Origin of the sequence: Mycobacterium sp. GA-0227b, assembly GCF_001499855.1 — a bacterium.
Classification (GTDB): Bacteria; Actinomycetota; Actinomycetes; order Mycobacteriales; family Mycobacteriaceae; genus Mycobacterium.
In genome coordinates, this window is record NZ_LQIK01000012.1 from 42,145 (window position 1) to 68,880 (window position 26,736).

The window sequence follows — 26,736 nt, forward strand, 5'->3', positions numbered from 1 at the left end:
AGCGCTGGTGGAACTAGTCGATGGTCGGTGCCGGTTCCGCGGTCACCGGCGGCGTGGCCGGCGTCGTCTCCGGTGCTTCGGGAATCACCGTTTCGGTGATGGTCTCGCCAGTGGTGATCTCCGACGTCGTCACCGGGCCGGGTGTGACGCTGGTCTCGTCGTCTTGAGCCGCAGTGCTGGATGCCACCGAGATCGCACCCATGGCGAGCACGGCGCTGGTGCCTACCGTCGCCGCGAACGTCTTGATCCGTTTCGAGTTCACTTGGACCTCTCTGTCGTCTGGTGGGCCCGGCGGCCGGCGTCGCGGCCCATCAAACAGCGCATTCAGGTTCGTCGTCGAGTTTCTACCTCGCTGGATAACCGAACGGGCGGCCGGCGAAACGACCGGGACACGCCTGCTCGGCGGTGAAGATGACGCCGGGGTCTGGCTAACCTGTGCGCATGCAGCAGCCGAGGAACGGATACTCCGCATGACGCGGTTCCTGGCGCGCCGGCTGCTCAACTACGTGGTGTTGCTGGCGCTGGCGTCGTTCCTCGTCTTCCTGCTCGCGTCATGGCAGTTCAATCCGCTCGACAGCCTGGAGAGCCGCAACCCGCGCCCGCCCCAGGCCGTGATCGACGCCAAGCGCGTCGAGCTGGGACTCGACAAGCCGGTGCTCGAGCAGTACGTCCACTGGGTGTCCGGCGCCATCCGCGGCGACTTCGGGGTCACCATCGGCGGGCAACCAGTGACCGACGAATTGTGGCGACGCGTGGGGGTCAGCCTGCGGCTGCTGATCATCGGCTCGGTGGTCGGCACGGTAATCGGCGTCGCCGCCGGCGCGTGGGGTGCGATCAGGCAGTACCGGCTCAGCGACCGAGTGGTCACCTTGCTGTCGTTGCTGGTGATCAGCACACCGATATTCGTGCTGGCCAACCTGTTCATCCTCGCGGCGCTGGGCGTGAACAACGTGTTGGGCGTCCGGATCTTCGAGTACACCGGGGAGACGTCGACCTATCCGATCGAAGGAGCGTGGAACCAGTTCGTCGACCGGTTGCAGCATCTGGTGCTGCCGAGCATGACGCTCGCGCTCGCCTCGATCGCGATCTACAGCCGATACCAGCGCAACGCGATGCTCGACGTGCTCGGCCAGGACTTCATCCGCACCGCGCGGGCCAAGGGGCTGACACGTCGGCAAGCCCTGATCAAACACGGATTGCGGACGGCGCTGATTCCGATGGCGACGCTTTTCGCCTACAGCGTCGCGGGGTTGGTCACCGGCGCGGTGTTCACCGAGAAGATCTTCGGCTGGTACGGCGTCGGCGAATGGATCGTCACCGGCATCGGCAATCAGGACATCAACATCGTCGCCGCGATCACCACCCTCTCCGCCGTGATGATCCTGCTCGCCGGCCTGCTCTCCGATGTCGTCTATGCGGTGCTCGACCCGAGAGTGCGCGGGTCATGACCGAGCACGTCGCCCGGTCGGATGCGACGCCCACGCCGGGCCAGTCGACCACCGCCCGAACCGGTCTCGACGCCGCACGGTTCACGTCGCGCAAATCGCTGGTGTTCCGCCGTTTCCTGCGCAACAAGGCGGCGGTGGTCTCGTTGGTGTTGTTAGTGCTGCTGTTCATCGGGTGCTACGCGTTGCCGCCGCTGCTGCCCTACACCTACAGCGAGCTCGACTACTACGCGCTGCAGCAGCCCCCCAGCCCCGAACACTGGTTCGGGACAAATGCGCTGGGGCAGGATCTGCTCGCCCAGACGCTGCGGGGCATGCAGAAATCGATGCTGATCGGCGTGTGTGTCGCGTTCATCTCGACGATCATCGCGGCCACCGTCGGGACCATCGCCGGGTACTTCGTCGACTGGCGCGACCCGGCCCTGATGTGGCTGGTCGACCTGATGCTGGTGGTGCCGAGTTTCCTGCTGGTCTCAATCGTGGTGCAGCGCACCAAGGGTGACATCATCTGGATGATCGTGCTGCTGTCGTTGTTCAGCTGGATGATCAGCTCGCGGATCGTCCGCGGCATGACGATGAGCCTGCGCGACCGCGAATTCGTCGCCGCGGCACGGTATATGGGTGTCAGCGGCCCGCGGATCATCGTCCGTCACATCCTGCCCAACGTCGCGTCGATCATCATCATCGACACCGCGCTCAACGTCGGGGTCGCGGTGTTGGCCGAAACCGGCTTGAGCTTCCTCGGATTCGGTATCCAGCCGCCGGACGTGTCGCTGGGCACGCTGATCGCCGACGGCACCAAATCGGCGACGACGTTCCCGTGGCTCTTCCTGTTTCCTGCCGGGGTGTTGGTGCTGATCATCTTGTGCGCCAACCTCGTTGGGGACGGTTTGCGCGACGCACTCGACCCGGGCGCGCAACAGCTGCGAAGGCGCCGACCGCGATGACCCTGCTCCAAGTCCGCGATCTCACGGTCGCGTTCCCGACGGACACCGCGCCGGTCAATGCGGTGCGCGGGATGAACTTCGACGTCGACAAGGGCGAGGTCGTCGCACTGGTCGGAGAATCGGGCGCCGGCAAATCGGCCAGCGCGATGGCCGTCATCGGCCTGCTGCCCGAGTACGCCGACGTGGCCGGCTCGATCCGGCTGCACGGCGACGAGCTGATCGGCCTGTCGGATCAACGCATGTCGGCGATCCGCGGAAAGTCCATCGGCACGGTGTTCCAGGACCCGATGTCCGCGCTGACCCCCGTCTACACCGTGGGCGACCAGATCGCCGAGGCGATCGAGGTTCATCAGCGCGGCATCGGCCGACGGGCGGCCAGGAAACGGGCGGTCGAACTGCTCGAGCTGGTCGGCATCGCACAACCCGACCGGCGGGCGAAGTCATTTCCGCACGAGTTGTCCGGTGGCGAGCGCCAGCGGGTGGTGATCGCGATCGCGATCGCCAACGATCCCGACCTGCTGATCTGCGACGAGCCGACGACCGCACTGGACGTCACGGTGCAGGCCCAGATCCTCGATGTGCTCAAAACCGCCCGTGACGTGACCGGCGCCGGCGTGTTGATCATCACCCACGACCTCGGTGTGGTCGCCGAGTTCGCCGACCGCGCCTTGGTGATGTACGCCGGGCGCGCCGTCGAAACGGCACCCGTGTCCACCCTGTATTCCGATCGCCGGATGCCCTACACCGTCGGGCTGCTGGGGTCCGTGCCGCGCCTCGACGCCGCGCAGGGCGCGCGGTTGGTCCCCATACCCGGCGCACCGCCGTCGATGGCGGACCTGCCGCCCGGCTGCCCCTTCGCGCCGCGGTGTCCACTGGCCGTCGACGACTGCCAAGCCGCCGAACCGGAGCTGCTCCCGATGGGGCCGACGGAAACGGGGCACCACGCGGCCTGCATTCGCACCGAACACGTTGTCGGCCGCAGCGCCGCCGACATCTACGGGGTGTCGACCGCGCCGCCCGATACGCCGCCCGATCCCGACGCGCCGGTGGTGCTGCGGGTGGCCGACCTGGTCAAGACCTACAAGCTGACCAAGGGTGTGGTGTTCCGCCGCCAGGTCGGCGAGGTGCGTGCCGTCGACGGTGTCAGCTTCGAGCTGCAGCAGGGCCGCACGCTGGGCATCGTCGGTGAGTCCGGGTCCGGCAAGTCGACGACGCTGCACCAGGTGTTGCAGTTGACCGCGCCGGAGTCCGGTTCCATCGAAGTGCTCGGTAACGACGTCGCATCGCTGGACCGGCACGCCCGGCGGGCGTTGCGAGGCGATCTGCAGGTGGTGTTCCAGGATCCGGTGGCGTCACTGGACCCGCGGCTTCCGGTGTTCGACGTGCTTGCCGAGCCCTTGCAGGCCAACGGATTCGACAAGCGCAGCCGTGACGAACGGGTCGCCGAACTGCTCGCCATCGTCGGGTTGCGCCGGGAGGACGCCACACGCTATCCAGCGGAGTTCTCCGGCGGGCAGAAGCAACGCATCGGAATCGCGCGGGCGCTCGCGCTGCAACCGAAGATCCTGGCGCTCGACGAACCGGTGTCGGCGCTCGACGTGTCGATCCAGGCCGGCATCATCAACCTGCTGCTGGACCTGCAGCAGCGGTTCGGGTTGTCGTATCTGTTCGTGTCGCACGATCTCTCCGTGGTCAGACACCTCGCGCACAACGTGGCGGTCATGTACAAGGGCACCGTGGTCGAGCAGGGCGAGGGCGACCAGGTGTTCGCCAACCCCCGCCAGGACTACACCCGGCGTTTGCTGGCGGCGGTCCCGCAGCCTGAGGTACATCACAGCTAAAGTCGGAGCGCATGAGCTTGCGACGCTTCCTTGCGGCGACGATGATCACCGCGCTGACCCTGACCGCCTGTTCCGGCGGCACCGAAGAAGCCCCCTCCGCAGGAGGGGACGCAGCGGTCGGCACCAGCAACGACATCAACCCGCAGGATGTGGCCAATCTTCAGAAGGGCGGCAAGCTGCGGCTGGCGCTCAATGCTTTTCCGCCGAACTTCAACCCGCTACACATCGACGGCAACACCGGCGACAACAACTCGCTCATGAAGCCGACAATGCCGCGCGCCTTCCGGATCGCGGCCGACGGCTCGACCACCGTCAACACCGACTACTTCACCAATGTCGAGCTGACCAGCACCAACCCGCAGGTCGTCACCTACACGATCAACCCGAAGGCGGTGTGGAGCGACGGCACGCCGATCACCTGGGAGGACATCCAGTCTCAGATCCACGCCACCAGCGGAAAGGATGAGAACTTCGCGATCGCCGCCACCAACGGCAGCGACCGCGTCGCGAAGGTCGAGCGCGGCGTCGACGACCGCCAAGCCGTCATCACCTTCGCCAAGCCGTGGGCGGACTGGCGCGGCATGTTCGCGGGCACCTCGATGCTGGTTCCCAAGAGTTCGACGGCGAACCCCGAGGTATTCAACAAGGGCCAACTGGACGCACCGGGTCCGTCGGCCGGACCGTTCATCGTGTCCAATCTCGACCGCGGTGCGAAGCGAATCACGCTGACGCGCAACCCGAAATGGTGGGGTGCGCCGCCGCTGCTGGACAGCATCACCTTCCTCGTCCTCGACGACGCCGCACGCATGCCCGCGCTGCAGAACAACACGATCGACGCCACCGGCCTGGCGACGCTCGACGAAATGGAGATCGCGCGGCGCACGGATGGGGTGACCATCCGGCGCGCACCAGGGCTGGCCTGGTATCACTTCACGTTCAACGGTGCGCCGGGTTCGATCCTGGCCGATCCCGCGCTGCGGCGGGCGATCGCCAAGGGCATCGACCGCAAGACGATCGCGGAGGTCACCCAGCGCGGGCTCGCCGACAACCCGGCGCCGCTGAACAACCACATCTACGTAGAGGGCCAGGAGGGCTACCAGGACAACAGCGGCGCCGTTGCGTTCGACCCGGAGAAGGCCAAGCAGGAACTCGACGCGCTGGGCTGGCGGCTCAACGGCCAGTTCCGCGAGAAGGACGGCCGCCCACTCGTGATCCGCGACGTGCTGTTCGACTCGCTCGGCACGCGTCAGTACGGCCAGATCGCCCAGGCCAATCTCGCCCAGATCGGGGTCAAACTCGAACTCGACGTGCGACCGGCCGCGGGCTTCTTCACCGACTACGTCACGGTCGGTAACTTCGACATCGCTCAATTCGCTTGGAGCGGTGACGCTTTCCCGCTCGCGAGCTTGACGCAGATCTACCGGACCGGGGCGGAGAGCAACTTCGGCAAGATCAGCAGTCCCGAAATCGACGCGAAGATCGAGGAGACCGTCGGCGAGCTCGACCCCGCCAAGGCCCGGAAACTGGCCAACGAGTTGGACGAGATGCTGTTCAACGAGGTGTTCAGCCTGCCGCTGACCCAGTCGACCGGAAACGTCGCCGTCCGAAGCAATCTGGCGAATTTCGGCGCGTTCGGCTTGGCCGACGCGGACTACACCAAAATCGGCTTCATGAAGCCGTAGCCGGCGAGCGTGCGCAACAAGCGATTTCGCTAGGTGGACAGGCGTGGGCGAAGTCGCTCGGGCGCGACCGTGGCTCCCGCCTCGAGGTCGTCGATCAGCGCGTGGGCATAGCGGACCAAGCCGGTGACGTCGACGCCATGCGGCGCCGGGCCGTCGTCGGACAGGCGGGCCGACGCCCGTCGCAGCACACCGATCGCGCCCTTGGTGTTGCCCCGTTGCACATGGGTGATGCCGACCGCGAGTTGGGCGAGCCCCTGCCAGAGGGTCCGTTCGTCCTGCGGGCGACTCTTCCACGCCGATTCCAACACCTCGTGGGCGTTGAAGGCCAGACCGTCGTCGAGGAGTCGCTGGGCGTAGCGCAGGGTCTCGGCCGGTGACAGGTCGAGTTCGTCCGGAATTCGGGTGACGCCCTCGCTGCCGTGGGGTAGCGGCCGGCCCAGCGCATCGCGCGGACGGGTGTTGCGGGGCCTCCCGGCTTCGTCGCGGTCACGCTCCGCCATGAACCCATCCTGGCATCCACGGCGTCGGCTCAGGCGTCATCCCGCTCGGATCAGCTCGGCGGCCTTCTCCCCGATCAGCACGCTGGGCGCGTGGGTGTGCCCGCGGATGATCGTCGGCATCACCGACGCATCGGCGACCCGCAGGCCGTCGACGCCGCGGACGCGCAGCTGTGGATCGACCACGCTGCCGGCGTCGCGCCCCATCCGGCAGGTGCCGACAGGGTGGTAGAGGGTGTGCGACACCGTGGCCAACGCCCGCTCCAACGTCTCGTCGTCGAGGATCGTCGCGTCGAGCGGGCGCGCGATCCGGCCGACGACGCCTTTGAGCGCCGACGCCTGGGCCATCGTCGCGCAGATGCGCAGGCCGGCCATCATCGCCGCACGGTCCGCGCCGTCGGGATCGGTGAGGTACCGCGGGTCGATGATCGGCTTGTCCTTCGGATCGGCCGAGCGCAATTCGATGGTGCCGCTGCTGTGCGGCTTGAGCAGGATCGTGCCGAGGACGACGGCGTGGGTGTCGTAGGGATCGCCGACGCCTTCATCGAAGAACGGGGCGGGCGCGAAGATCAGTTCCAGGTCCGGCAGCGCGAGGTCCGGCCGGCTGCGGATGAAACCGTAGGCCTCCCCCACATTGGAGGTGAGCATGCCGCGGCGGCGCAGGAAATAATTCAGCAGCTGCAGCGGCTTCTCGGCGCCGAACAGCGAATCGTCGGGAACGTCGAAGCCGAGGGCGGCGATGAAATGGTCGAGCAGGTTCGCGCCGACGTTCGGCGCGTGCACCAGCGTCTCGATGCCGTGCTCCGTCAGCCGCTCGCCGTCACCGATGCCCGACAGCATCAGCAGCTGAGGACTGTTGATCGCACCGCCGCACAGCACCACCTCGCGTCGCGCATTGATGACGCGGCGCCGGCCGGCCTGCTCCACCTCGACGCCGACAGCACGGCGCCCGTCGAAAACCACCCTGGTCACCAGTGCGTCGGTCTCGAGCGTGAGGTTGCTGCGCTTGAGGGCGGGCTTGAGGTAGGCGTCGGCGGCACTCCACCGGGCGCCCCGGCGCTGGGTGACGAGCGTCTCGCAAAACCCCTCGGGTGCAGCCTGGTTCGGCTTCTCGATGCGAAAGCCGCATTCTTCGGCGGCCGCCAGCCACTTAGCGGTCGAGCTGCGCGGGCTGCGCTGCGGGCTGATGGACAGCGGGCCGGCCTCGATGCGGCGCAGGTACGGTTCGAGATGCGCGTAGTCCCACTGATCGCCCGCGGCATCACCCCACTCGTCGTAGTCAGCGGCGAAACCGCGGACCCACATCATCGCGTTCATCGACGACGATCCACCGACCATTTTGCCTCTGGGCCAATAGATCTCGCGACCGTCGAGCTGCTTTTGCGGCTCAGTGCGGTAATCCCAGTCCATCGGGCTGCGGAAGAGCTTCTGGAATCCCGCGGGGATGCGGATGAACTTGTCCTTGTCGTACGGGCCCGCTTCCAGTGCCATGACCCGAACGGACGGGTCGGCGCTCAGCCGGCCGGCCACGACCGATCCGGCCGAGCCCGTTCCAACGACGATGTAGTCGGCCTCCATTCGCCGGAGTGTAATTTCTTCTCGCCGAGCCGGGGCCACAACGGAGTTAGGGGAACGCGAAATGCCCCGAAATGGCCTAGAAGTAGGACACTTTGCGACTGCTCGCGGTGGGAACTCAGCCGGCCAGTGCGATGTGGTGGGCGCCGTCGACCGCGGCGTACCTCTGCGGGCTACAGGTCAACACGATCACCTGGCCGTCACCGCCGACCGCGTTGAACACCGCACCCATCTTGACCAGCCGATCGGGGTCGGTGAAGCCAAGCGCGTCGTCGATCACCACCGGCACGCTGTCCTCCTTGGCCACCAGCGCCGCACTGGCCAGCCGCGCCACGATGCCCAACTGCTCCTTGGCCCCGCCCGACAGCGAGTCATAGGGCACCGTCCGGCCCGACAGCGTGCGAGTGCAGATCCGCAGCGCGCTGTCGACCTCCACCTCGAAGTCGTCGCCGAACACCATGCGGCCCAACCGCTCCACCTCACCGCGGAACGGGTCGACGTAGCGCAACCGGGTGGCATCCCGATGGCGCGACAGCACCGATCGCAACAGCTGCGCCGCCCGGGCCCGCCGCTGCACCCGTGAGTACTCCGCGAAGGCGTGCTCGCGCTCGGTTCCGGCCTCGTCGAGTTTGCCCTTGCGTCCTTCGGTTCCGTAGAGCTTCAACTGGGTGGTGACCTCGCGCAGCGCCTCGGCCACCTCGTCGCGGCCCGCCGCCAATGCATCCGCCCGGCGCGCGGCCTCGTCCAGCGCGGCCGCGACGGTATCCGGTGCCGTGCCGGCCAACTCGCCGCTCAGCTCGGTGACCAGGATGGCCGCCCGCTGCGCTTCGTCGGCATGCGCCTGCGCCGTGATCGCCAACTCGTCGTCGCCGACCTCGGCCCGCTGCCCGTCCAGCCGTTCGCGCGCCAGCGCAAGCTCCGCCTGCGCGCCCGTGAGTTTCTCGGTCAGTACGGTGAGACGAGTCTCGCGCTGCCCCAATCGCTTCGCGGCCTCTTCGGCGACCCGACGGTGCGTCTCGCAGTCGGCGATCGCTTGCTTCTGCGCGGCGGTCGCGGCGTCGAGTTCGGTCCGGGCGGCACCCGAGTCGACGTCGAACAGGTCAGCGACCTCCGGCTGGCGTTCGGTCAGGTCGGCCAGCCGCGCCCTGAGCTGTTCGACCGATTCGTCGTCGGCCAGTGCCTCGCCGGCCGCACACAGCCGGGCACGCGTGTCCATCAGCTCTTGACGGCGCTCGTCGAGAATGCGTGCCGCGGCGACGTCGTCGACCCCGCAGCGCTCGAGCGCCGATGTCAGAACCTCCTGTGCCGCAGCGAGTTTGGTCCGCGTTTCCGACGCCGGTGTGCCCGGCACCAGACGGACGGTCAACAGATCGGGCACATCGACAGCGGTCTCGGCGCTCACGCTAGTCGCCCACGTCTCGCCCGCGCCGAGCGTGAGCATCTCGCCGCCCACGCTCACCTCGACGTCGGCGGTCGCGGTCAGCTCGATCTGTGCCGACGCCAACTCCACCTGTCCCATCGCCACGTCGACCGTCGCCTTGGCGGCCTCGATGGCCCGCATACCCTCGTCGGACAGCCGGATCTCGGCGAGTTCGGCCTGCACCCGTTCGAGGCCACGCTGGGTGGTGTCGATCCTCGTCAGCCGCGCAGCGATCCGGTCGGCTTCGTCTCGGTCGGCGAGCTGCTGAACCGATCGACGCGCCGCTTCGACCCGGGCCTGGGTGGCCTCCAGCGCGTTTCGCGCCTGTTCGGCTTCGGCCTCGGCGGCCTCCGCCACCTCGGCGGCCGTCGACTGTTCTTCGGCAGCCTCCGCGACGGCTGCCTCCAACTCGGCGATCGAGGCGGCCCGCCGCTCGATGTCGGTGCGCAACCGTCGTCGTTCGTCGACCGCGGCGCGGGACGTGTCGTGATTGGCCTGTGCCGCAGCGGCAACCAGCTCCGCCTCCTTGAGCTGGCGGGCCAGCGCGGCCACCGCCTCTGCGGCGTGCTGCGCCGCGGCGAGTTTCGTTGCCGCGTCGGCCCGCTGCGCTGTCAGCCGGGCGAGGTCTTCGGTGAGAGCGGCGTGCCGACGCACCGCGTCGTCGACCTCCGCGACGGCGGCGGCCGCCTCGGCCAGCGCCTCCTCGGCGGCCCGCAACCGGTTGGTGGCCTCGGCCCATTCGCCGGTGGGCCTGCCGGTCCGGGTGAAGTAGCGCAGGTACTCCTCTTCGACGCGGTCGACCAAAAGCGGTTCGGTACCCGACAGCGCCAGCGCCTCACCGGCGGCCACATCGAGCGCGCGGGACAGCGCATCACAACCGGACAGGTCCACCGCCGCGGTCGACGACGACTGCAACACCCGCTGGGCCTGCCACAGGCAGGTGTCGACGGTTTCTTCGAGCATGCCGCGGACGCGCTCGTGCGCCTCGTCGCCGGTGAGCTGCTCGCGCTGCGGCGCCAGCACCGTCAGCTCGGTCTCGAAGCGCTTGTGGAATCGCTTGCGGTACACGAATCGATATGGCCCCGTGGAGATCTCGGCGGTGACCTCGGCGCCGACGTCGGCGTGCGTCGGCTTGACCTCTTTGACCTCTTTCTTCGATGACCGGTCCTTGGCTTCGAGCAGCAGGTCGAGCGCCTCGATCATCGACGACTTGCCGATCTCGTTGGCGCCGCTGACCACCACCACGCCGCGGTCGGGAAACTCGATCTCGCGGTGCGTGATTCCGCGGTAGTTGGTCAGGACCAGGCGGTGCAGTTTCACGCCGCACCTCGATCCGACAGGCGCAGCAGCAGCGCGAGCGCGGCCCGCGCGTCGTCGGCCGCCTCGCCGTCCGAACGGGCCGTCCCGACCAATTCCTCGACCGCAGATGCCGCAAACCCGCCGATGCCGAGGTCGTCGAACTCACCGTCGGCCGGCATCACCGCGATGTCGGTCTGCTTCTCCCATAGGTTCAGCGCCGCGAACAACCGGTCGTACTTGTCCAGGCACCTGTCCAGCGCGGCCTTGTCGGTGACGGTCAGCGATCCGGTCAGCGCCAGGCGCACCACGGTGCGCTCCTTGTCCGGCAGCAGGTCGAGGTTGATGTCCAGGTCGGTGACGTCACGGCCACCGTCGACCCCACGACGCAGCGTGACGAACCGCCAGCGACCCACCTTCCGCGGTTCGACGCGAACCGGATGCGCCGGGTCGTCCTCGTCGACGTCGACGATCAGCACATGGCCCGGATCGGCCTCGATGTCGTCGTAGTTGGTGACCTCCGGAGATCCGGAGTACCAGATCCGACCGGTGGACCCGACCTGCATCCGAGAGTGCTTGTCGCCCAACGCCACATAATGTACGACGCCGCGGCCGATGGCCTCCTCGAGCGCCGCCAGCCGGATCAGCGACGGCCGGTCCTTGTCGGGCACGAAGATGTCGACACCGCCGTGGCCGACGACGATCCGCGCGGTACCGTCGGCGGGTAGATCGGCGAGCACACCCGCGACCGGATCGGACGACGGCGCCTTCGACGTCCACGGCGCCGCCACCAACTGCGCACCGGGGCGCACCTCGTGCACTCCCGCGCGATCGAGGACCGTCACGTTGTCGGGACACTCTGTGGTGAACAGCGCACTGGTGTACACCGAGGAGGCGTCCAACGGATCGTGGTTGCCGGGCAGCAGGTACACCGGAACACCGATGGCGCGCATGGCCTCCAGCGACTGGCTGACGTCACGCGGCGCGAGCTGGTTGTGCTCGAAGACGTCGCCGGCGACGACGACGAACTCCGCGCCCGCCTCGGCGGCCACGCGTCCGAGCTCGGCCACCACGTCGCGGCGCGCGGCCGAATAACGCGGCTGCGCCTCACCATTGAGGAAATAGCGGGTCATGCCGAGTTGCCAGTCGGCGGTGTGCACGAATCGCATCTCGGCCCATCCCTTCTGCTTGCGTGTTTGCCAGGCATCGCGAGTGTAGGGCGGGGGCCCGACAAGTCCCGGGAGGTGCGTCGGCATGCCTTACCGTGAGACCGGTGATCAGTCCGGTGATCAGTCCGGTGATCAAGGTGTATCGCACGCTTCTGCTGCTCCGGCACGCCAAGTCGGGCTACCCGGCGGGCGTGGCCGATCACGACCGGCCGCTGGCCCCGCGGGGCGTGCGCGAGGCCGGGTTGGCCGGCGACTGGCTGCGGGCGCAGGCTCCTGCGGTGGACGCCGTGCTGTGCTCGACGGCGACCCGCACCCGCGAGACGCTGGCCCGGACCCGCGTCGCCGCGCCTGTCGAGTACGTCGACCGCATCTACGACGCGACACCGGGCACGGTGATCGACGAGATCAACCGGGTGCAGACACGTTTCGACTTCGAGGTGCAGACGCTGCTGGTCATCGGGCACGAGCCGGCGATGTCCGGTGTCGCCCTGGGGCTGGCCACCGCGGACGGCAGCAACAAGGCTGCGACCGAGCGGATCTCGATGAAGTTTCCGACCTCATCCATCGCGGTGCTGCGCACGGAGCGGCCGTGGGATCAGCTCGCCCTCGACGGCGCCGCGCTCGTCACCTTCCACGTGCCGCGCTAAATGCTCCTTGCGCAAGCGCCCGTCGGCGCTAAGCGCGGGTGGCCAGCGTCAACTCCATCAGCTTCAGCGCCATCCCGCAGGCATCGATCCCGGGCGCCTGCGGATTGACCCACCAGCCCACGACACCGGCGGCGTCGCTGGCCACGCCGCACGCGCCGTTCGGATCGTTCGGCCGCATCACGATCGACTGGATGCCGGCCACCCTGCGGTCCTCGATCTGATAGTTCAGCCGCTGCGCGACCTCGCGCTCATGGTCGAGGTCGCCCATCTCGAACCAGAACCTGGTGATGTCGACCAGACCCGACGGATTGGCCGCCTGCCAGCGACACACCGCGCCGACGAACGTGCTCTGGATGTCCAGCGGATCGGCGCCCACGGTCTCGGCGAGGATGTCCTCGGTCAGCACCTCGCACTCTTTGAGCAGGTTCGGGTACTGCCGCTCGGAGTCCTCGTTGCGCGGTACGCCACCCGAGCCCGATTTGGCCGCGGTGCCCTCCACTGTCCGCGTGCAACCGCTGAGCAGGGAAAGGGAAACCAGGGCGGCGAGCACGACGACCATGCCCGCGAGCAACCGACGGACGGACGCGGTTCTCATTCGGAATTCACAATCGATTGGCGGGTCAGTTCCTTGGCCACTTCGCAGGGATCCGGGAACGGCTTCGCGGCGTAGCTGATCGACCACTCGATGAAGTCGTCGTCGAACTGGATGCCGATCTCACACAGGTTGACGCCGTTGGTCGGATCCTCGCTGTAGCCGATGAACCCGTCGTGGCCTTCGATGCTGATGTCCTCGACGCTGGTGCGCGACAACTCCATGGTCTTGCGCTCTCGGCCGATGGGGCTGCCACGGAACCACGTGAACGAGAAGTGCGGGCCCAGGATGCTGCCGCCGGCCAGCCACTGGCATCCGACCGAGGTCTTGGCGGTGTTGACCAACCCCGGCACCCGGGTCTGCTTGGTGATCTCCTGGTCGCTGATACCGCCGCATTCCGGAAAAAACGGGCCGTGCGAGACGTTCTCCGTCGGCGCCGGGCTGTCCTCGGGCACCTGCGGGCCGGCCGGTTCGGAATCCGAGCATGCGGCGACCAGCGGGATGACCGCCGCGGCCGCAACGGCCAGGCAGCGAGTCATGCGCGTGCTGTGGGTCACGCCATGCACTGTAGCGGCAGCCCACGGGGTCAAGCACCGACATGTCGGTTGACCTGCTGATTCATCCGGTATGCGACAGTAACGGGATGCTATGGGCGCTGCTGCGACAGTACGCGCGGCCATACCGGGCGCCGCTCGCCGCGGTCGCCACGCTGCAGTTGATCAGCACGCTGGCGTCGCTGTACCTGCCGACCGTCAACGCGGCGATCATCGACGACGGCGTCACAACCGGCAACCTGCGCAGGATCGTCGAGTTGGGCGGTGTGATGCTTGCGGTCACCGCGCTGCAGGTGGTGTGCGCGGTCGGCGCGGTGTACTTCGGGTCGCGGGCGGGCATGGGCGTCGGCCGCGACCTGCGTGGCGCGATCTTCCACCACGTCACCGGGTTCTCGACGGAGGACACCGCACGGTTCGGCGCGCCGTCGCTGCTGACCCGCACCACCAACGACGTGCAGCAGATCCAGCTTCTGGTGCAACTGAGCTGCACGATGCTGATCACCGCTCCGATCATGTCGGTCGGCGGCATCTTCATGGCCGTGCACCAGGATGCCGGCCTGTCGTGGCTGCTGCTGGTCAGTGTGCCGATCCTGGCCGTGGCGAACTACTGGATCGTGCGTCACCTGCTGCCGATATTCCGCCGTATGCAGCGGCAGGTCGACGGCATCAACCGCGTGATGCGCGATCAGCTCGCGGGGATGCGGGTGATCCGCGCGTTCGCCCGGGAGCCGTTCGAGCGCAACCGGTTCGCCGTGGCCAACCACGCCTTGGCCGACACCGCACTGGAGGCCGGCCGGTGGCAGGCGCTGATGCTGCCGACCACGACGCTGGTGATCAACGTCTCGAGCGTCGCACTGATCTGGTTCGGTGGTTTGCGCATCGACGCCGGCCAAATGCAGGTCGGCTCGCTGATCGCGTTCCTGGCCTACTTCATGCAGATTCTGATGGCCGTTCTGCTGGCGACGTTCCTCCTCGTCATCATCCCGCGCGCATCGGTGTGCGCCGAACGCATCACCGAGGTGCTGTCGGTCTCGCCGCACATCACCAGCCCGCCGCACCCGGTCCGGCCGGCGACGGTCGAGGGACGGATCCGGCTCGCGGGCGCGACGTTCTCCTATCCGGGAGCTGAACGCCCTGTCCTGCAGGATGTTTCGCTGACGGTACGACCCGGTACGACGACGGCTGTGGTCGGGTCCACCGGGTCGGGCAAGTCGACGCTGGTGTCACTGATCTGCCGGATGTACGACGTGACCAGCGGTTCGGTTCGACTCGACGGGGTCGACGTGCGCGAGTACGACCCCGAGCACCTGTGGTCGGTGATCGGCCTGGTGCCGCAGCGCGGCTACCTGTTCTCGGGCACCGTCGCCGACAACCTGCAACTGGGCGCGGTGCCGGGACATGTCGCCACCGAGGACGAGATGTGGGAGGCGCTGCGGGTGGCCGCCGCCGACGATTTCGTCCGGGCGCACGCCGACGGCCTGGCCATGCGGGTCGCGCAGGGCGGGAGGAACTTCTCGGGCGGGCAGCGGCAACGGTTGGCCATCGCCCGCGCGGTGATCCGTCGCCCCGCCGTCTACCTGTTCGACGACGCGTTCTCCGCGCTCGACGTGCACACCGACGCTCGAGTGCGCGCGGCGCTGCGCGAGGTGTCGGCGGAAGCGACGGTCATCGTTGTCGCACAGCGCATCTCCACCGTCACGCAGGCAGATCAGATCGTCGTCATCGACGACGGTCGGGTCGTCGGCATCGGCACCCACGAGACGCTGCTCGCGGACTGCGCCGAGTACGCAGAGTTCGCCGACTCCCAGTCGCTCGCCGAAGTGGGTGACGCGCAATGACCGGGCCGATGGCGCGGCCGATCCGCGGCACGGCGCAGCCACCGACCCCGCGGTCCCGCGACTTCACCGGATCGGCGATCCGACTGATCAAGCGGTTGACGCCGCAGCGCGGCCTGACCGCGGCGGTGATCCTGCTGGGTGTCGGCGGCATCGCGATCAGCGTCGTCGGGCCGCGAATCCTCGGGCACGCCACCGATCTCCTGTTCAACGGTGTGATCGGGCGCCAACTGCCGGCGGGCCTGACCAAGGAGCAGGCGATCGAGGCCGCGCGCGCCCGCGGCGATGACACCTTCGCCGATCTGCTGTCGGGAATGAACGTCGTTCCCGGCCGCGGCATCGACTTCGGCGCTGTCGGCCGCACCCTGCTCCTCGCGCTGTGCCTGTACCTGGTTGCCGCGCTGCTGGTCTGGCTGCAGGCACGGCTTCTCATCGTCGCGGTGCAGCGGACGATGGTGACCCTGCGCTCCGACGTCGAGAACAAGGTCCACCGGATGCCGCTGTCCTACTTCGACTCTCGCCAGCGCGGCGAGGTTCTCAGCCGGGTGACAAACGACGTCGACAACATCCAGACCTCGCTGTCGATGACGATCAGCCAGCTGATGACGGCCGTGCTGACGGTGCTTTCGGTGCTGGTGATGATGCTGACGATCTCGCCACTGCTGACCATGCTGACGGTGGTGACGGTGCCGTTGTCACTGTGGGCGACCCGGGTGATCGCGCGCAGGTCGCGACGGTTGTTCGTCGCGCAGTGGACGAACACCGGCCGGCTCAACGCCCACATCGAGGAGACCTACAGCGGTTTTGCGATTGTCAAGACGTTCGGCCACCGCGCGGCCGCCGAGGAACGCTTCCGCGAGTGCAACGACGACGTCTACCACGCCGCCTTCGGCGCGCACTTCTTTTCGGGGCTGGTGTCGCCGGCCACCACGTTCATCGGGAACCTGAGCTATGTCGCGGTGGCGGTGGTGGGCGGACTGCAGGTCGCCACCGGTCAGATCACGCTCGGCAACATCCAGGCGTTCATCCAGTACGTCCGCCAGTTCAACCAGCCGCTGACGCAGGTGGCCGGCATGTACAACGCGATGCAGTCCGGCGTGGCCAGCGCCGAGCGGGTGTTCGACCTGCTCGACGACGAGGAGGAGGAACCCGATCCGGATCCGGCGGCCCATCCCGACGGCCGGGACATGGTGGGGCGGGTCGAGTTCGAGGACGTCACGTTCGGCTACCACCCCGACACACCGGTCATCGAGAACGTGTCGCTGATCGCCGAACCCGGCAGCACGGTCGCGATCGTCGGGCCGACGGGGGCCGGCAAGACCACTCTGGTGAACCTGTTGATGCGGTTCTACGACGTCGACTCCGGTCGGATACTGGTTGACGGCGTGGACATCTCGACGGTCAGCAGGGCTTCTCTGCGGTCGCGGATCGGGATGGTGCTGCAGGACACCTGGTTGTTCGGCGGCACCATCTACGACAACATCGCCTACGGCAGGCCGGACGCGTCGGAGGACGAAGTTCTCGCGGCCGCGAAAGCCGCATACGTCGACCGGTTCGTGCACATGCTGCCCGACGGGTACCAGACTCATGTCAGCGACGACGGCGGCACCATCAGCGCCGGTGAGAAGCAGCTCATCACGATCGCCCGTGCGGTGCTGGCCCGGCCGCGATTGCTGATCCTCGACGAGGCCACCAGTTCGGTCGACACCCGCACCGAGCTGCTGATCCAGCACGCCATGGCCGAATTGCGCCGCGACCGCACGAGTTTCATAATCGCCCACCGGCTTTCGACGATCCGCGACGCCGACCTGATCGTGGTGCTCGAGGCGGGCCGGATCGTCGAACGCGGCAACCACGCCGAACTGCTGGCTAAGCGTGGTGCTTATTGGTCCATGACGCAGGCCTGACCGCCGTACGCTCACCATGATGAGCAAGACGGTCTACACCTTCTGCCGATACTGCCTGGCGTCGTGCGGCCTGGAGGTGACGGTCGACGACAACCGCGTCACCAAGATCGCCGCGGACAAACAGAACCCGCACAGCTGGCAGGACTTCTGCGCCAAGGGACGTACCGCACACCAACTCGTCGAACATCCGCGACGGATCCTTCACCCGATGCGCCGCGTCGGCGACTCCTACGTCGAGGCCACCTGGGACGAGGCCATCAGCGACATCGCCGCCAGGATGAACGCCGCGATCGACGCGGGTGGTCCCGACGCGGTCGGCGTCTATTACGGCAATCCATCCGGGTTTTCGTCGTCGAACATCATCTTCATGAACGGCTGGCTGGACGCGATCGGCACGCACAGCCGCTACTTCGTCGGCTCGGTCGACCAGAACGCGATGCACGTCGTCGCCGCCGCGATGTACGGGTCGATCCTGATGGCGCCCGTGTCCGATATCGACAACTGCGACTACTTCCTTCTGGTCGGCACCAACCCGGCGGTGAGCGCGTGGAACTGGCTGGAGACCGTACCCGGCGGGTGGCGGCGCGCGCTCGCACGTCAACAACAGGGCGCCACGATCGTCGTGGTCGATCCGCTGCGCACCGAATCCGCCGAGAAGGCCGACGTGCACCTTGCGGTGCGGCCCGGACAGGACTGGGCGCTACTGCTGGCCATGGTGAAGGTCATCCTCGACGAGGGCCTCGAGCATCGCGGCGACTGCACCGAACTCGCCACCGGAGTGGACGATCTGCGCGCACTGGTCGCCGATGCGGATCTCGATGATCTGGCCGCCCGCTGCGACATCGCACGCGACCGGATCGAGCAGGTCGCCCACGACTTCGCCGCGGCGCGCGGAGCCATGGTGGTCACCCGGACCGGGGTCTCACTGCACCTGACCGGCACCGTCGCCGAGTGGCTGGGACACGTGCTCAACGTGATCACCGGCCGAATGGACCGCCCCGGTGGGCGTCGCTACGAGCCCGGCTACGTCGACGCGATCCGGATGTCGGCGATGGTCAAGGCCAAGCCGCATCACAGCCGACTGCTGGGCCGCGAGATGGTCGCGGGCGCACACGCGCTCAGCGAATTGCCCGACGAGATCACCACTCCCGGCCGCGGCCAGATCCGGGCGATGCTGATCAACTGCGGCAATCCCGTGGTTTCCGGGCCCGACGGCGCCAAACTCGACCGCGCGCTGGCCGATCTCGACCTGCTCGTCGCCATCGACTTCGTCCAGCGCGAGAGCCACCGCCACGCGCACTGGCTGCTGCCGGCGGCCCACTGGCTGGAACGCAGTGACCTGCTCGCGTTCACCAGCAACATGCACGACGAGCCGTATCTGCATTACGGGGCCAAGGCCGTCGAGCCGCCGCCGGACGTCCGGGAGGAATGGCACATCTTCACCGACCTGGCGATCGCGATGCGCAGACCTCTGTTCCGCGCGCGCGGCCTCAACGGGTTCATCACGGCGACCCGGGCGTTGGCACGGCTGACCCGCAAGCCGAACCTGGAGTTCGGCCCGCACTGGATCGACCGGCTTGTCGTCGCGACCGGACGAAAGTTCAACGGACGCCGGATCAAATGGCGTGATGTCACATCGCATCCCCACGGCTGGGTGTTGGGGCCTCGCGAGTTCGGGCATTTTCGCGACGCGCTGCGAACCGACGACAAGAAGGTGCACGCCGCGCCGCCGGAGTTCGTCGCGCGGGCCCGCGAACTGCTCGCCGGACCGCATCCCGAGCCGCCCATCGGCTATCCGTTCCAGCTGGCCAACCGCAGGCACCGGCACTCGATGAACTCGTGGCTCAACGACCTGCCCGGCCTGCATCCGGCGGGTAAGGGCAACGACGTCGTCATTCATCCGAAGGACGCCGCCGACTTGGGAGTGACCGACGGCGACCTGGTCAGCATCATCTCGCCCGTCGGCGCGATCGAGTTGAGGGCGGTGGTGAACGACCGGCCGCGTCAAGGCGTGATCATCGTCGACCACGGCTGGGGCTCAAGGGTTTTCGACCCCCGCGGTCGCGCCGAGCCGATCTCCTACGGCGCCAACCGCAACCTGCTGATCAACGGCGGACCGGTGGATCCGCTGTCGCAGACGTCGGCCCTGAGTTCGGCCTTCGTCGCCGTAAAGCGACGCGACAGCTAGAGTTTGGGGCCCTCGGCGCGTAAGTCATCGACGTTGCGCATCGCCTCGCGCAACTTGCCCAGCCACTCCTCGGCATGGTCGCCGACCAGTCGCACCGACCACGCCAGCGCGTCCGAACGCGACCGCGCCACACCCGCGTCCACCAGCGTGTCCAGCACCTGCCGCTCGGGCTGGCGCAGCCGCGTCATGACCGGCACGGCCAAGTGCGTGAACAGGATTCGTTCGGCGGATTCGCCGGCCCCCACCTGGACGCCCCACGCCACCTTGCGTCCGTAGCGCGCCTCGGCTTCGTCGGCAATGCGCATCCGCTCGGGCCGGGTCTCTTCGCGGAACCGCGCAACCCGTCCGGACGCACGCGCCTCACTCTCGCCGCCCTCGGGTTCGGGCAGGCGGCCGATGACCGTGATCTCCTCGCGGTCGACGACCACCGTCGGGTCGCCGGCGAACCAGCCCTCGGGAAGCCTGCCGGCGAACCAGTCGGGCGCGTCGCCGGCGTCGGGTTGCGCAGCCTGTTGCCAGCCGCCCGGACGGCGCCGGCCATGGATGTTGTGTCTCATGATTACATGATTACTCCGTTACACGGCGGATGGTAGGGGATTCGCCTCAGAGCGAAACGACCTGCTTGACCTCAACCGATATTGAGCTCCTACCGTCACGACCATGAACCGACCGACGTTGTCCGACGATCCACGCCACCTACAGGAAGCTCAAGCGGCCGTTGACGCCTTCGTCGCCGAACTACAGGCGGCGATCGACACCGGTGACGCCGAGTTGTACAACGCTCATTTCGCCGACGACGTGCTGTGGGGCAGCCCGTACGGCGCCACGGTCCCCGGCTACGACACCCTGCATGCCATTCACCGCCGCCTGTTCGCCGCGGCGGTCGCCGGGCCGCGGTCGCGCTACGAGGCGGTCGCGGTCAGCGCGCCCGCACCCGGCGTCGCCGTCGCGCAGGTGAGGCGGACGGCGTTGACGGAAGACGGCACACCGGTTCCCATCGAACAGGAAGCGCCGTTCTCGGAGATGGCGCTCTACGTGCTGGTGCGCCACAACGGGCAGTGGTGGCTCGCGGCCGGACAGAACACGATCGTCCGGCCGACGCCCACCGATCGGTTGAGCTAGTTGCGCTTGAGCAGCAGCGCCGCGCCGCCCGCCACCACCATGCCGATCAACAGCAGCACGGCCAGCGCCGGGCTGACCAGCCACCACACCAAACCCACCACGAGTAGCGCCGGCGACGCGACGAACAGCACCATGCCCGGATGCTGCTTGATGACCGCCACTGCGCTCTGCGCTCGCACCCGGTCAATTTCCTTTGCCATAGCCCAAGAATGCCAGTCGTCCGGTTAGTTTGGTGCCCATGACCGCACCTAACAATGGAAGCTGGCGCCCGGATCCCGAGGGCCGCTACGAGTACCGCTGGTGGGACGGCCAGCGCTGGACCGATCAGGTGTCGCATCAGGGCCAGGTCGGTCGGGCACCGCTGGGGGGCCCGCCGCCGGCCGCCGCGCAAGGCCGTCCGCAGGGGCCGCCACCACCCCAGGCGAGCACGGTCGGCCAGCCCGGAGGGGACGGTTTCGCGGGCATCACCGGCGATCTCGTCGACGGCAGGTTCAGCGAGAAGGAAGCCAAGCCCATCGCGAACCAGAACACCAAACTGCTGCGGGTGCGCCTCGGCGAGCCGTTCATGGCGCGGCAGGGAGCGATGGTCGCGTATCAGGGCAACGTGGACTTTGCGTTCGAGGGCGGCGGCGCGTCGAAGTTCCTGAAGAAGGCGCTGACCGGAGAAGGCTTGCCGCTCATGCGTTGTCAGGGACAGGGCGACGTGTTTCTCGCCGAGCGGGCCTACGACGTGCACCTGCTGAACCTGGCGAATTCCGGCCTGTCGATCAGCGGCAAGAACGTGCTGGCGTTCTCGTCGAGCCTGGACTGGAACATCGAACGGGTGAAGGGCGGCAGCATCGCCACGGGCGGGCTGTTCAACACCACGCTGCGCGGAACCGGTTGGGTGGCGCTGACCACCGACGGTCCACCGGTCGTGCTCAACGCCGCCGAGGCGCCGACCTTCGCCGACACGAACGCGGTGGTGGCATGGTCGGCGAATCTGCAGACGCAGCTCAAGACGAGCTTCAAGGCGGGCGCGCTGATCGGACGAGGCTCCGGCGAGGCGGTTCAGGTGTCCTTCCACGGCCAGGGCTTCGTCATCGTTCAGCCCTCGGAGGGCGCTCCGCCGGTCGCGACGCAGTAGGTCAGAGTTCGAGCAACACGGTCACCGGGCCGTCGTTGACGAGCTCGACGGTCATGTGTGCACCGAACACGCCGGTCTCGACATCGGCACCGAGTCCGCGCAGCGCGTCGGCGAGGGACGTGACGAGCGGTTCGGCCACGGCACGGGACGCCGCCGCGTTCCACGCCGGGCGCCGGCCCTTCGCGGTGTTGGCGTAGAGCGTGAACTGGCTGACCACGAGGATCGGCGCACCGACGTCGCTCGCCGACTTCTCGTCATCGAGAATCCGCAATTGCCAGAGCTTTTCGGCCATCCGCCGAGCCTTGGCGGCGTCGTCGTCGTGTGTGACGCCGACGAGCGCGAGCAGACCCTGACCCTCCGGCCGGATGGCGCCGACGACGTCGCCGTCCACCGTGACCGCGGCAGAGGTGACCCGCTGAACGAGAACCCGCATGGCTGCCGATGCTGCCACGCTCGCCGGCACGTAGACCTGGTAGGGCATACCCTACGGGGGTACAGTTTGCCCGCATGAAGCTGAACAGCATCGAGCGCGCGGTGATGAACAACCCCGTGCGGGCCGCGCACCAGCACACCCGCGAGGCGGCATGGTTTCGGCGGCTGGCGGGCGGCGACCTGGCGGGTCAGCACGTTCTCGAAGTCGGCTGCGGCCGCGGCGTCGGCGCCGAGGTGATCCTCGACCGGCTCGGCGCCCAGAAGGTGACGGCCTTCGACCTCGACGACACGATGGTCGAGTTGGCCCGCAGGCGGCTGCACGGGCGGCCCGTGTCGCTGACCGTCGGCGACGTCTGCACGATCGAGCAGCCGACCGGATCCGTCGACACCGTCGTCGACTTCGGCATCATCCACCACGTACCCAACTGGCAGGACGCCATCGGCGAGATCGCCCGTGTGCTGCGCCCCGGCGGCTTGCTGCTGTTCGAGGAGGTGCCGCGGCGCATGCTCGAGTCGTGGACGTTCCGGACCTTCACCGTGCATCCCCTCGAGAACCGGTTCGACGGCGACGAATTCGCCGCCGAACTCGCACGACACGGCCTGCACGGCACCGGCACCGTCGAGCGCAGACTGGGCGGCATGCTGTTCGTGGGGGCCGCGCGCAAGACCTGATTGCATACCCCACGGGGGTATAGGTATGCTCGGGGTCATGACCACTACGACGACAGTCACCGTCACCGGCATGACCTGCGGGCATTGCGCGACATCCGTGCGTGAGGAGATCAGCGAGATCACGGGTGTGACCGGCGTCGACGTGAACATCGCCAGCGGTGCGGTGACCATCGACAGCGTCGGGCCCGTCGAACCGGCCGAGATCAGAAGCGCCGTGGAAGAAGCCGGCTACCGGCTGGCGAGCTGATGAAGACCGGGCCACGGATCGCCGCCTTCCTCACCGCACTCGCGGTGGTGTTCGCGGTCGCGGTGTGGGTGGGCAAAGCGTTCGGACCGCAGGGAGATATCACGGTGCCCGCCCATCCCACCGGTCACGACGCCCGCACTGCTGCGCAACAGCCGGGCGGATTGCAGGCGAGCCGGGGCGGCTACACCCTCGCGCTGGCTCAGTCGATTCCCTCGGCGGAGCCGAATTCGCCGCTGCGGTTCCGCATCCTCGACGACGCCCGTGCGCCCGTATTGCACTTCGAGGAGTCCCACGAAAAGCTGGTGCATCTGATCGTGGTTCGCAACGACTTGACCGGGTTTCAGCATCTGCATCCCGTGCTCGACGACCGTGGAACGTGGAATGTCCCGGTCGATTTCAGCCGCGCGGGTGACTACCGGGTGTTCGCCGACTTCGTGCCCGCCGGCGGGCCCGCGCTCACCCTGAGCGCCAACGTGCACGTGGCCGGCCCGTACCAGCCGCGGCCGTTGCCCGCGGTCGACGCGTCGTCGACGGTCGACGACTACACGGTGACGCTGCGCGGCTCGCCGAAAGCCGGTGAGGGGTCGACTCTTACGCTGACGGTCAACCGTAACGGCACCCCGGTCGACGATCTGCAGCCGTACCTGGGGGCCTACGGTCATCTTGTGGCGTTGCGGGCGGCGGACCTCGCATACCTGCACGTGCATCCGATCGGGGAACCCGGCGACGGGGTCACGCCCGCAGGCCCGACCGTCGACTTCCACACCACGTTCCCCAGTGCGGGCGAGTACCGGCTGTTCTTGGACTTCAGGCACGGCGACAAGGTCCGCACGGCCGAGTTCACGGTGTTGGTCGACCCGTCCGGACAACAGCACTCCCCCACCCAGGAGCACGGCGGAGACGGCCATGGCCACTGACACGATCGAACTGTCGATCGACGGCATGACGTGTGCGTCTTGTGCGAACCGAATCGAGAAGAAGCTCAACAAGATCGACGGTGTGATGGCGACCGTCAACTTCGCGACCGAGAAGGCACGCGTCGAGTACGGCGAGGACGTGACGCCCGAGGCACTGGTCGCCACCGTCGAAGAGGCGGGCTACCAGGCGCATCTGCCGGATGTGCAGGAGGCCGCCGACGATGACGACCCGACCGCCGCCCTGCGGCACCGTCTGCTCGTCTCGCTGGCGCTGACGGTTCCGGTGATCGCGATGGCGATGATCCCCGCGCTGCAGTTCACCAACTGGCAGTGGCTGTCGCTGACACTGGCGGCGCCAGTGGTGGTGTGGGGCGCGTGGCCGTTCCACCGCGCGGCGTGGACAAACCTGCGGCACGGCGGCGCCACCATGGACACGCTGATCTCGATGGGAACCGTTGCGGCCCTGGGCTGGTCGGTCTATGCGCTGTTCTGGGGCACGGCGGGCATACCGGGGATGACGCATCCGTTCTCGCTGACCCTCTCGCGCGCCGACGGCGCCGGCAGCGTCTACTTCGAGGTCGCGGCCGGGGTGACCACTTTCATCCTCGCCGGACGGTACTTCGAAGCGCGCTCGAAGCGGCGGGCCGGCGCGGCACTACGCGCGCTGCTGGAACTGGGCGCCAAGGACGTCGTGGTGCGCAGAGGCGCTGAGGAACAACGGATTCCGCTCGGCCAGCTGGCCGTTGACGACGAGTTCATCGTCCGGCCAGGCGAGAAGATCGCCACCGACGGCGTGGTGGTCGAGGGCGCCTCGGCGGTCGACGCGTCCATGCTCACCGGCGAGTCGGTGCCGGTGGACGTCGGCCCCGGCGATGAGGTCGTCGGCGCAACGGTCAACGTCGACGGCCGGCTCGTGGTGCGGGCGCGGCGGATCGGCGCTGACACCCAGCTCGCTCAGATGGCGCGCCTCGTCGAGGACGCCCAGAACGGCAAGGCGCAGGCGCAGCGGCTGGCCGACCGGATCTCGGGTGTGTTCGTGCCGATCGTGATCGCCTTGTCGGCGGCGACTCTCGGCTTCTGGCTGGGCACAGGCGGATCGGTGGCGGCAGCGTTCACCGCGGCGGTCGCGGTGCTGATCATCGCGTGCCCGTGCGCGCTGGGATTGGCCACGCCGACCGCGCTGATGGTCGGCACCGGCCGCGGCGCGCAACTGGGCATCCTGATCAAGGGGCCGGAGGTGCTGGAGTCGACGCGGCGCATCGACACGATCGTGTTGGACAAGACCGGAACGATCACCACCGGCAAAATGACCTTGATCGATGTCGTGACCGCCGAAGACGAACAGCCCGACGAGGTGCTGCGGATGGCAGGCGCGGTCGAGAACGGCTCGGAGCATCCGATCGCCAGGGCGATCGTGAAGGGCGCGCGGGAGAAGGTCGGTGACCTGCCCTCGGTCGAGCACTTCGCCAACCGGCGCGGTCTGGGCGTGAGCGGGCTCGTCGAGGGCCGCGACGTCACAGTCGGTCGGCAGCAGATGCTGACGTCGCACGTGTTCTCCGACTCCTTGAAAGCGGCGGTCCGACAAGCGGAGTCGCAGGGCCGCACCGCCGTCGTCGTCGGCTGGGACGACACGATCCGTGGCGTGCTGGTGGTCGCCGATACGGTCAAACCGACGTCGGCCGAGGCGATCTCCCGGCTCCGCGCGCTGGGTTTGACGCCGATCATGGTGACCGGCGACAACGAGGCGGCAGCGCACACCATCGCCGGACACGTGGGTATCGGCGACGTCGTCGCCGAAGTGCTGCCGCACGACAAGGTCGAGGTCGTCAAGCGCCTGCAGTCCGATGGCAAGGTGGTGGCGATGGTGGGCGACGGCGTCAACGACGCGGCGGCGCTCGCGCAAGCCGACCTCGGGCTTGCAATGGGCAGCGGCACCGACGTCGCGATCGAGGCCAGCGACCTGACGGTGGTACGCGACGACCTGAATGCGGTCCCCGACGCGATTCGCCTGTCCCGCAGGACCTTGGCGACGATCAAGGGAAACCTGTTCTGGGCCTTCGCCTACAACGTCGCAGCGCTTCCCCTGGCGGCGGCGGGTCTACTGAACCCGATGATCGCCGGCGCGGCGATGGCGTTCAGTTCGGTGTTCGTTGTCAGCAACAGCCTTCGGCTGCGCCGCTTCACCGCTACAGCGTCGCGTTGATCGGCCCCAGCATCTGACAGTTCGGCTCCAGCGCATCCTCGAAGACCTTGCCGCAGCCGCGTCCGCTTGCGATATAGGCCGCGCCCGGCCGATACGGCTCCAGGTACACCTGCGCGGCACCCGGCCCCCTGGCCTGCGTGCACTGCCCCTGTGAATCCTGTCCGGCGATGTGGACACAGGCGACGCTGTACGCCGGCCGGAACGGACCCCAACAATCGTTGAACGAGACCGTCGCCGTCACCTTGCTCACGCCACCGGTGTTCACGACTTGTGGCGGCGACAGCGTGTAACCGCACGCCGGGGGTGGCGGTTGGGCCTGCGCTGGGGCCAGGCCCAGGAGGCCGCAGGGCGCGACGAGTAGCGCGGTCAGCACAGCTTTGACGACCCGGCTCATGCCTGGATGGTAGATCACTGCCACGACC

At 68.0% G+C, this 26,736-nt stretch carries 25 protein-coding genes; 14 read left to right on the plus strand and 11 right to left on the minus strand.

What is annotated here, in order from left to right:
• Positions 1-13: 13 nt before the first annotated feature.
• Positions 14-262, minus strand: a complete 249-nt coding sequence (locus AU185_RS10630) for a hypothetical protein (RefSeq protein ID WP_059097804.1) — start codon at positions 260-262, stop codon at positions 14-16.
• Between the two features lie 208 nt (positions 263-470).
• Between AU185_RS10630 and AU185_RS10635 the strand changes: the two genes are divergently transcribed.
• Genes AU185_RS10635 through AU185_RS10650 form a run of 4 tightly spaced genes read left to right on the plus strand, consistent with a single transcriptional unit; the run spans position 471 to position 5,915 of the window.
• Positions 471-1,448: an ABC transporter permease gene (locus tag AU185_RS10635; RefSeq protein ID WP_059097805.1), complete on the plus strand. Its 978-nt coding sequence runs from the start codon at positions 471-473 to the stop codon at positions 1,446-1,448.
• A complete protein-coding gene (locus tag AU185_RS10640; RefSeq protein WP_059097806.1) occupies positions 1,445-2,392 on the plus strand; it encodes an ABC transporter permease in 948 nt (315 codons plus the stop codon). The genes AU185_RS10635 and AU185_RS10640 overlap by 4 nt, the downstream gene beginning before the upstream one ends.
• Complete coding sequence (locus AU185_RS10645; protein ID WP_059097807.1) at positions 2,389-4,233, plus strand: dipeptide ABC transporter ATP-binding protein; 1,845 nt, start codon at positions 2,389-2,391, stop codon at positions 4,231-4,233. The genes AU185_RS10640 and AU185_RS10645 overlap by 4 nt, the downstream gene beginning before the upstream one ends.
• Before the next feature lie 11 nt (positions 4,234-4,244).
• Positions 4,245-5,915 carry an ABC transporter family substrate-binding protein gene (locus tag AU185_RS10650; protein WP_059097808.1) on the plus strand — a complete coding sequence of 557 codons (1,671 nt, stop codon included), beginning with the start codon at positions 4,245-4,247 and terminating at the stop codon, positions 5,913-5,915.
• Positions 5,916-5,944: 29 nt separating this feature from the next.
• On the opposite strand, the gene AU185_RS10655 is transcribed toward AU185_RS10650, so the two are convergent.
• The 4 genes from AU185_RS10655 to AU185_RS10670 form a co-directional block, all read right to left on the minus strand.
• Positions 5,945-6,415, minus strand: coding sequence for a DUF309 domain-containing protein (locus AU185_RS10655; protein ID WP_059097809.1), 471 nt, complete (start codon positions 6,413-6,415; stop codon positions 5,945-5,947).
• 36 nt (positions 6,416-6,451) lie between these two features.
• Positions 6,452-7,990 (minus strand): GMC family oxidoreductase, encoded by a 1,539-nt coding sequence (locus AU185_RS10660; protein ID WP_059097810.1) that lies wholly within the window; start codon positions 7,988-7,990, stop codon positions 6,452-6,454.
• 115 nt (positions 7,991-8,105) lie between these two features.
• Positions 8,106-10,727, minus strand: coding sequence for an AAA family ATPase (locus AU185_RS10665; RefSeq protein ID WP_059097811.1), 2,622 nt, complete (start codon positions 10,725-10,727; stop codon positions 8,106-8,108).
• Entirely contained in the window at positions 10,724-11,872 is a 1,149-nt protein-coding gene (locus AU185_RS10670) for a metallophosphoesterase family protein (RefSeq protein WP_059156975.1), read from the minus strand. Before AU185_RS10670 ends, AU185_RS10665 begins: the two co-directional genes overlap by 4 nt.
• Positions 11,873-12,003: 131 nt before the next feature.
• Here AU185_RS10670 and AU185_RS10675 point away from each other — a divergent pair, with 131 nt between their 5' ends.
• Positions 12,004-12,519 (plus strand): SixA phosphatase family protein, encoded by a 516-nt coding sequence (locus AU185_RS10675; protein WP_197413426.1) that lies wholly within the window; start codon positions 12,004-12,006, stop codon positions 12,517-12,519.
• A 28-nt stretch (positions 12,520-12,547) separates the two neighbouring features.
• Here AU185_RS10675 and AU185_RS10680 read toward each other — a convergent pair whose 3' ends face one another.
• Together AU185_RS10680 and AU185_RS10685 are read right to left on the minus strand one after the other, a co-directional pair.
• Positions 12,548-13,078, minus strand: a complete 531-nt coding sequence (locus AU185_RS10680; RefSeq protein ID WP_156425497.1) for a DUF3558 domain-containing protein — start codon at positions 13,076-13,078, stop codon at positions 12,548-12,550.
• A gap of 32 nt (positions 13,079-13,110) precedes the next feature.
• Positions 13,111-13,677, minus strand: a complete 567-nt coding sequence (locus AU185_RS10685; protein ID WP_059097813.1) for a DUF3558 domain-containing protein — start codon at positions 13,675-13,677, stop codon at positions 13,111-13,113.
• Positions 13,678-13,754: 77 nt separating this feature from the next.
• Here AU185_RS10685 and AU185_RS10690 point away from each other — a divergent pair, with 77 nt between their 5' ends.
• The 3 genes from AU185_RS10690 to AU185_RS10700 are packed head-to-tail and all read left to right on the plus strand — an operon-like array spanning position 13,755 to position 19,595.
• Positions 13,755-15,503 carry an ABC transporter ATP-binding protein gene (locus tag AU185_RS10690; protein WP_082683859.1) on the plus strand — a complete coding sequence of 583 codons (1,749 nt, stop codon included), beginning with the start codon at positions 13,755-13,757 and terminating at the stop codon, positions 15,501-15,503.
• Positions 15,500-17,407 (plus strand): ABC transporter ATP-binding protein, encoded by a 1,908-nt coding sequence (locus AU185_RS10695; protein ID WP_059097815.1) that lies wholly within the window; start codon positions 15,500-15,502, stop codon positions 17,405-17,407. Before AU185_RS10690 ends, AU185_RS10695 begins: the two co-directional genes overlap by 4 nt.
• A 19-nt stretch (positions 17,408-17,426) precedes the next feature.
• A complete protein-coding gene (locus tag AU185_RS10700) occupies positions 17,427-19,595 on the plus strand; it encodes a molybdopterin-containing oxidoreductase family protein (protein ID WP_082683860.1) in 2,169 nt (722 codons plus the stop codon).
• Here AU185_RS10700 and abmR read toward each other — a convergent pair.
• A complete protein-coding gene (gene abmR / locus AU185_RS10705; RefSeq protein ID WP_059097817.1) occupies positions 19,592-20,152 on the minus strand; it encodes an ATP-binding transcription factor AbmR in 561 nt (186 codons plus the stop codon). The two genes, AU185_RS10700 and abmR, sit on opposite strands and share 4 nt — an antisense overlap.
• Positions 20,153-20,255: 103 nt before the next feature.
• Between abmR and AU185_RS10710 the strand changes: the two genes are divergently transcribed.
• Positions 20,256-20,717, plus strand: coding sequence for an SgcJ/EcaC family oxidoreductase (locus tag AU185_RS10710; protein ID WP_059097818.1), 462 nt, complete (start codon positions 20,256-20,258; stop codon positions 20,715-20,717).
• Here the strand turns inward: AU185_RS10710 and AU185_RS10715 are convergent.
• A complete protein-coding gene (locus AU185_RS10715; RefSeq protein WP_059097819.1) occupies positions 20,714-20,917 on the minus strand; it encodes a hypothetical protein in 204 nt (67 codons plus the stop codon). The genes AU185_RS10710 and AU185_RS10715 overlap by 4 nt on opposite strands.
• A gap of 38 nt (positions 20,918-20,955) precedes the next feature.
• Here AU185_RS10715 and AU185_RS10720 point away from each other — a divergent pair, with 38 nt between their 5' ends.
• Positions 20,956-21,843 (plus strand): AIM24 family protein, encoded by an 888-nt coding sequence (locus AU185_RS10720; protein WP_059097820.1) that lies wholly within the window; start codon positions 20,956-20,958, stop codon positions 21,841-21,843.
• 1 nt (position 21,844) lies between these two features.
• On the opposite strand, the gene dtd is transcribed toward AU185_RS10720, so the two are convergent.
• Positions 21,845-22,276, minus strand: coding sequence for a D-aminoacyl-tRNA deacylase (gene dtd, locus AU185_RS10725; protein WP_059097821.1), 432 nt, complete (start codon positions 22,274-22,276; stop codon positions 21,845-21,847).
• A gap of 74 nt (positions 22,277-22,350) precedes the next feature.
• On the opposite strand from dtd, the gene AU185_RS10730 reads away from it, so the two are divergent.
• The 4 genes from AU185_RS10730 to AU185_RS10745 are packed head-to-tail and all read left to right on the plus strand — an operon-like array spanning position 22,351 to position 26,314.
• On the plus strand, positions 22,351-22,947 hold the full coding sequence (locus AU185_RS10730; protein WP_059097822.1) for a class I SAM-dependent methyltransferase: 597 nt from the start codon (positions 22,351-22,353) through the stop codon (positions 22,945-22,947).
• Between the two features lie 37 nt (positions 22,948-22,984).
• Positions 22,985-23,194 (plus strand): heavy-metal-associated domain-containing protein, encoded by a 210-nt coding sequence (locus tag AU185_RS10735; protein ID WP_059098382.1) that lies wholly within the window; start codon positions 22,985-22,987, stop codon positions 23,192-23,194.
• Positions 23,194-24,111 (plus strand): DUF8832 domain-containing protein, encoded by a 918-nt coding sequence (locus AU185_RS10740; protein WP_059097823.1) that lies wholly within the window; start codon positions 23,194-23,196, stop codon positions 24,109-24,111. Before AU185_RS10735 ends, AU185_RS10740 begins: the two co-directional genes overlap by 1 nt.
• Positions 24,101-26,314, plus strand: coding sequence for a heavy metal translocating P-type ATPase (locus AU185_RS10745; protein WP_059097824.1), 2,214 nt, complete (start codon positions 24,101-24,103; stop codon positions 26,312-26,314). Before AU185_RS10740 ends, AU185_RS10745 begins: the two co-directional genes overlap by 11 nt.
• Here the strand turns inward: AU185_RS10745 and AU185_RS10750 are convergent.
• The gene (locus tag AU185_RS10750; protein ID WP_059097825.1) at positions 26,298-26,708 is read right to left on the minus strand and encodes a hypothetical protein; all 411 of its coding nucleotides are present in this window, start codon (positions 26,706-26,708) and stop codon (positions 26,298-26,300) included. The two genes, AU185_RS10745 and AU185_RS10750, sit on opposite strands and share 17 nt — an antisense overlap.
• Positions 26,709-26,736: the final 28 nt, after the last annotated feature.

Coding starts and splice junctions, on each gene's coding strand:
- AU185_RS10730 (WP_059097822.1), top strand. CDS start 22,351: ATGAAGCTGAACAGCATCGAGCGCGCGGTGATGAACAACCCCGTGCGG.
- dtd (WP_059097821.1), bottom strand. CDS start 22,276: ATGCGGGTTCTCGTTCAGCGGGTCACCTCTGCCGCGGTCACGGTGGAC.
- AU185_RS10650 (WP_059097808.1), top strand. CDS start 4,245: ATGAGCTTGCGACGCTTCCTTGCGGCGACGATGATCACCGCGCTGACC.
- AU185_RS10740 (WP_059097823.1), top strand. CDS start 23,194: ATGAAGACCGGGCCACGGATCGCCGCCTTCCTCACCGCACTCGCGGTG.
- AU185_RS10655 (WP_059097809.1), bottom strand. CDS start 6,415: ATGGCGGAGCGTGACCGCGACGAAGCCGGGAGGCCCCGCAACACCCGT.
- AU185_RS10635 (WP_059097805.1), top strand. CDS start 471: ATGACGCGGTTCCTGGCGCGCCGGCTGCTCAACTACGTGGTGTTGCTG.
- AU185_RS10695 (WP_059097815.1), top strand. CDS start 15,500: ATGACCGGGCCGATGGCGCGGCCGATCCGCGGCACGGCGCAGCCACCG.
- AU185_RS10745 (WP_059097824.1), top strand. CDS start 24,101: ATGGCCACTGACACGATCGAACTGTCGATCGACGGCATGACGTGTGCG.
- AU185_RS10720 (WP_059097820.1), top strand. CDS start 20,956: ATGACCGCACCTAACAATGGAAGCTGGCGCCCGGATCCCGAGGGCCGC.
- AU185_RS10660 (WP_059097810.1), bottom strand. CDS start 7,990: ATGGAGGCCGACTACATCGTCGTTGGAACGGGCTCGGCCGGATCGGTC.
- AU185_RS10710 (WP_059097818.1), top strand. CDS start 20,256: ATGAACCGACCGACGTTGTCCGACGATCCACGCCACCTACAGGAAGCT.
- abmR (WP_059097817.1), bottom strand. CDS start 20,152: ATGAGACACAACATCCATGGCCGGCGCCGTCCGGGCGGCTGGCAACAG.
- AU185_RS10670 (WP_059156975.1), bottom strand. CDS start 11,872: ATGCGATTCGTGCACACCGCCGACTGGCAACTCGGCATGACCCGCTAT.
- AU185_RS10700 (WP_082683860.1), top strand. CDS start 17,427: ATGAGCAAGACGGTCTACACCTTCTGCCGATACTGCCTGGCGTCGTGC.
- AU185_RS10690 (WP_082683859.1), top strand. CDS start 13,755: ATGCTATGGGCGCTGCTGCGACAGTACGCGCGGCCATACCGGGCGCCG.
- AU185_RS10750 (WP_059097825.1), bottom strand. CDS start 26,708: ATGAGCCGGGTCGTCAAAGCTGTGCTGACCGCGCTACTCGTCGCGCCC.
- AU185_RS10680 (WP_156425497.1), bottom strand. CDS start 13,078: ATGGTCGTCGTGCTCGCCGCCCTGGTTTCCCTTTCCCTGCTCAGCGGT.
- AU185_RS10645 (WP_059097807.1), top strand. CDS start 2,389: ATGACCCTGCTCCAAGTCCGCGATCTCACGGTCGCGTTCCCGACGGAC.
- AU185_RS10715 (WP_059097819.1), bottom strand. CDS start 20,917: ATGGCAAAGGAAATTGACCGGGTGCGAGCGCAGAGCGCAGTGGCGGTC.
- AU185_RS10640 (WP_059097806.1), top strand. CDS start 1,445: ATGACCGAGCACGTCGCCCGGTCGGATGCGACGCCCACGCCGGGCCAG.
- AU185_RS10735 (WP_059098382.1), top strand. CDS start 22,985: ATGACCACTACGACGACAGTCACCGTCACCGGCATGACCTGCGGGCAT.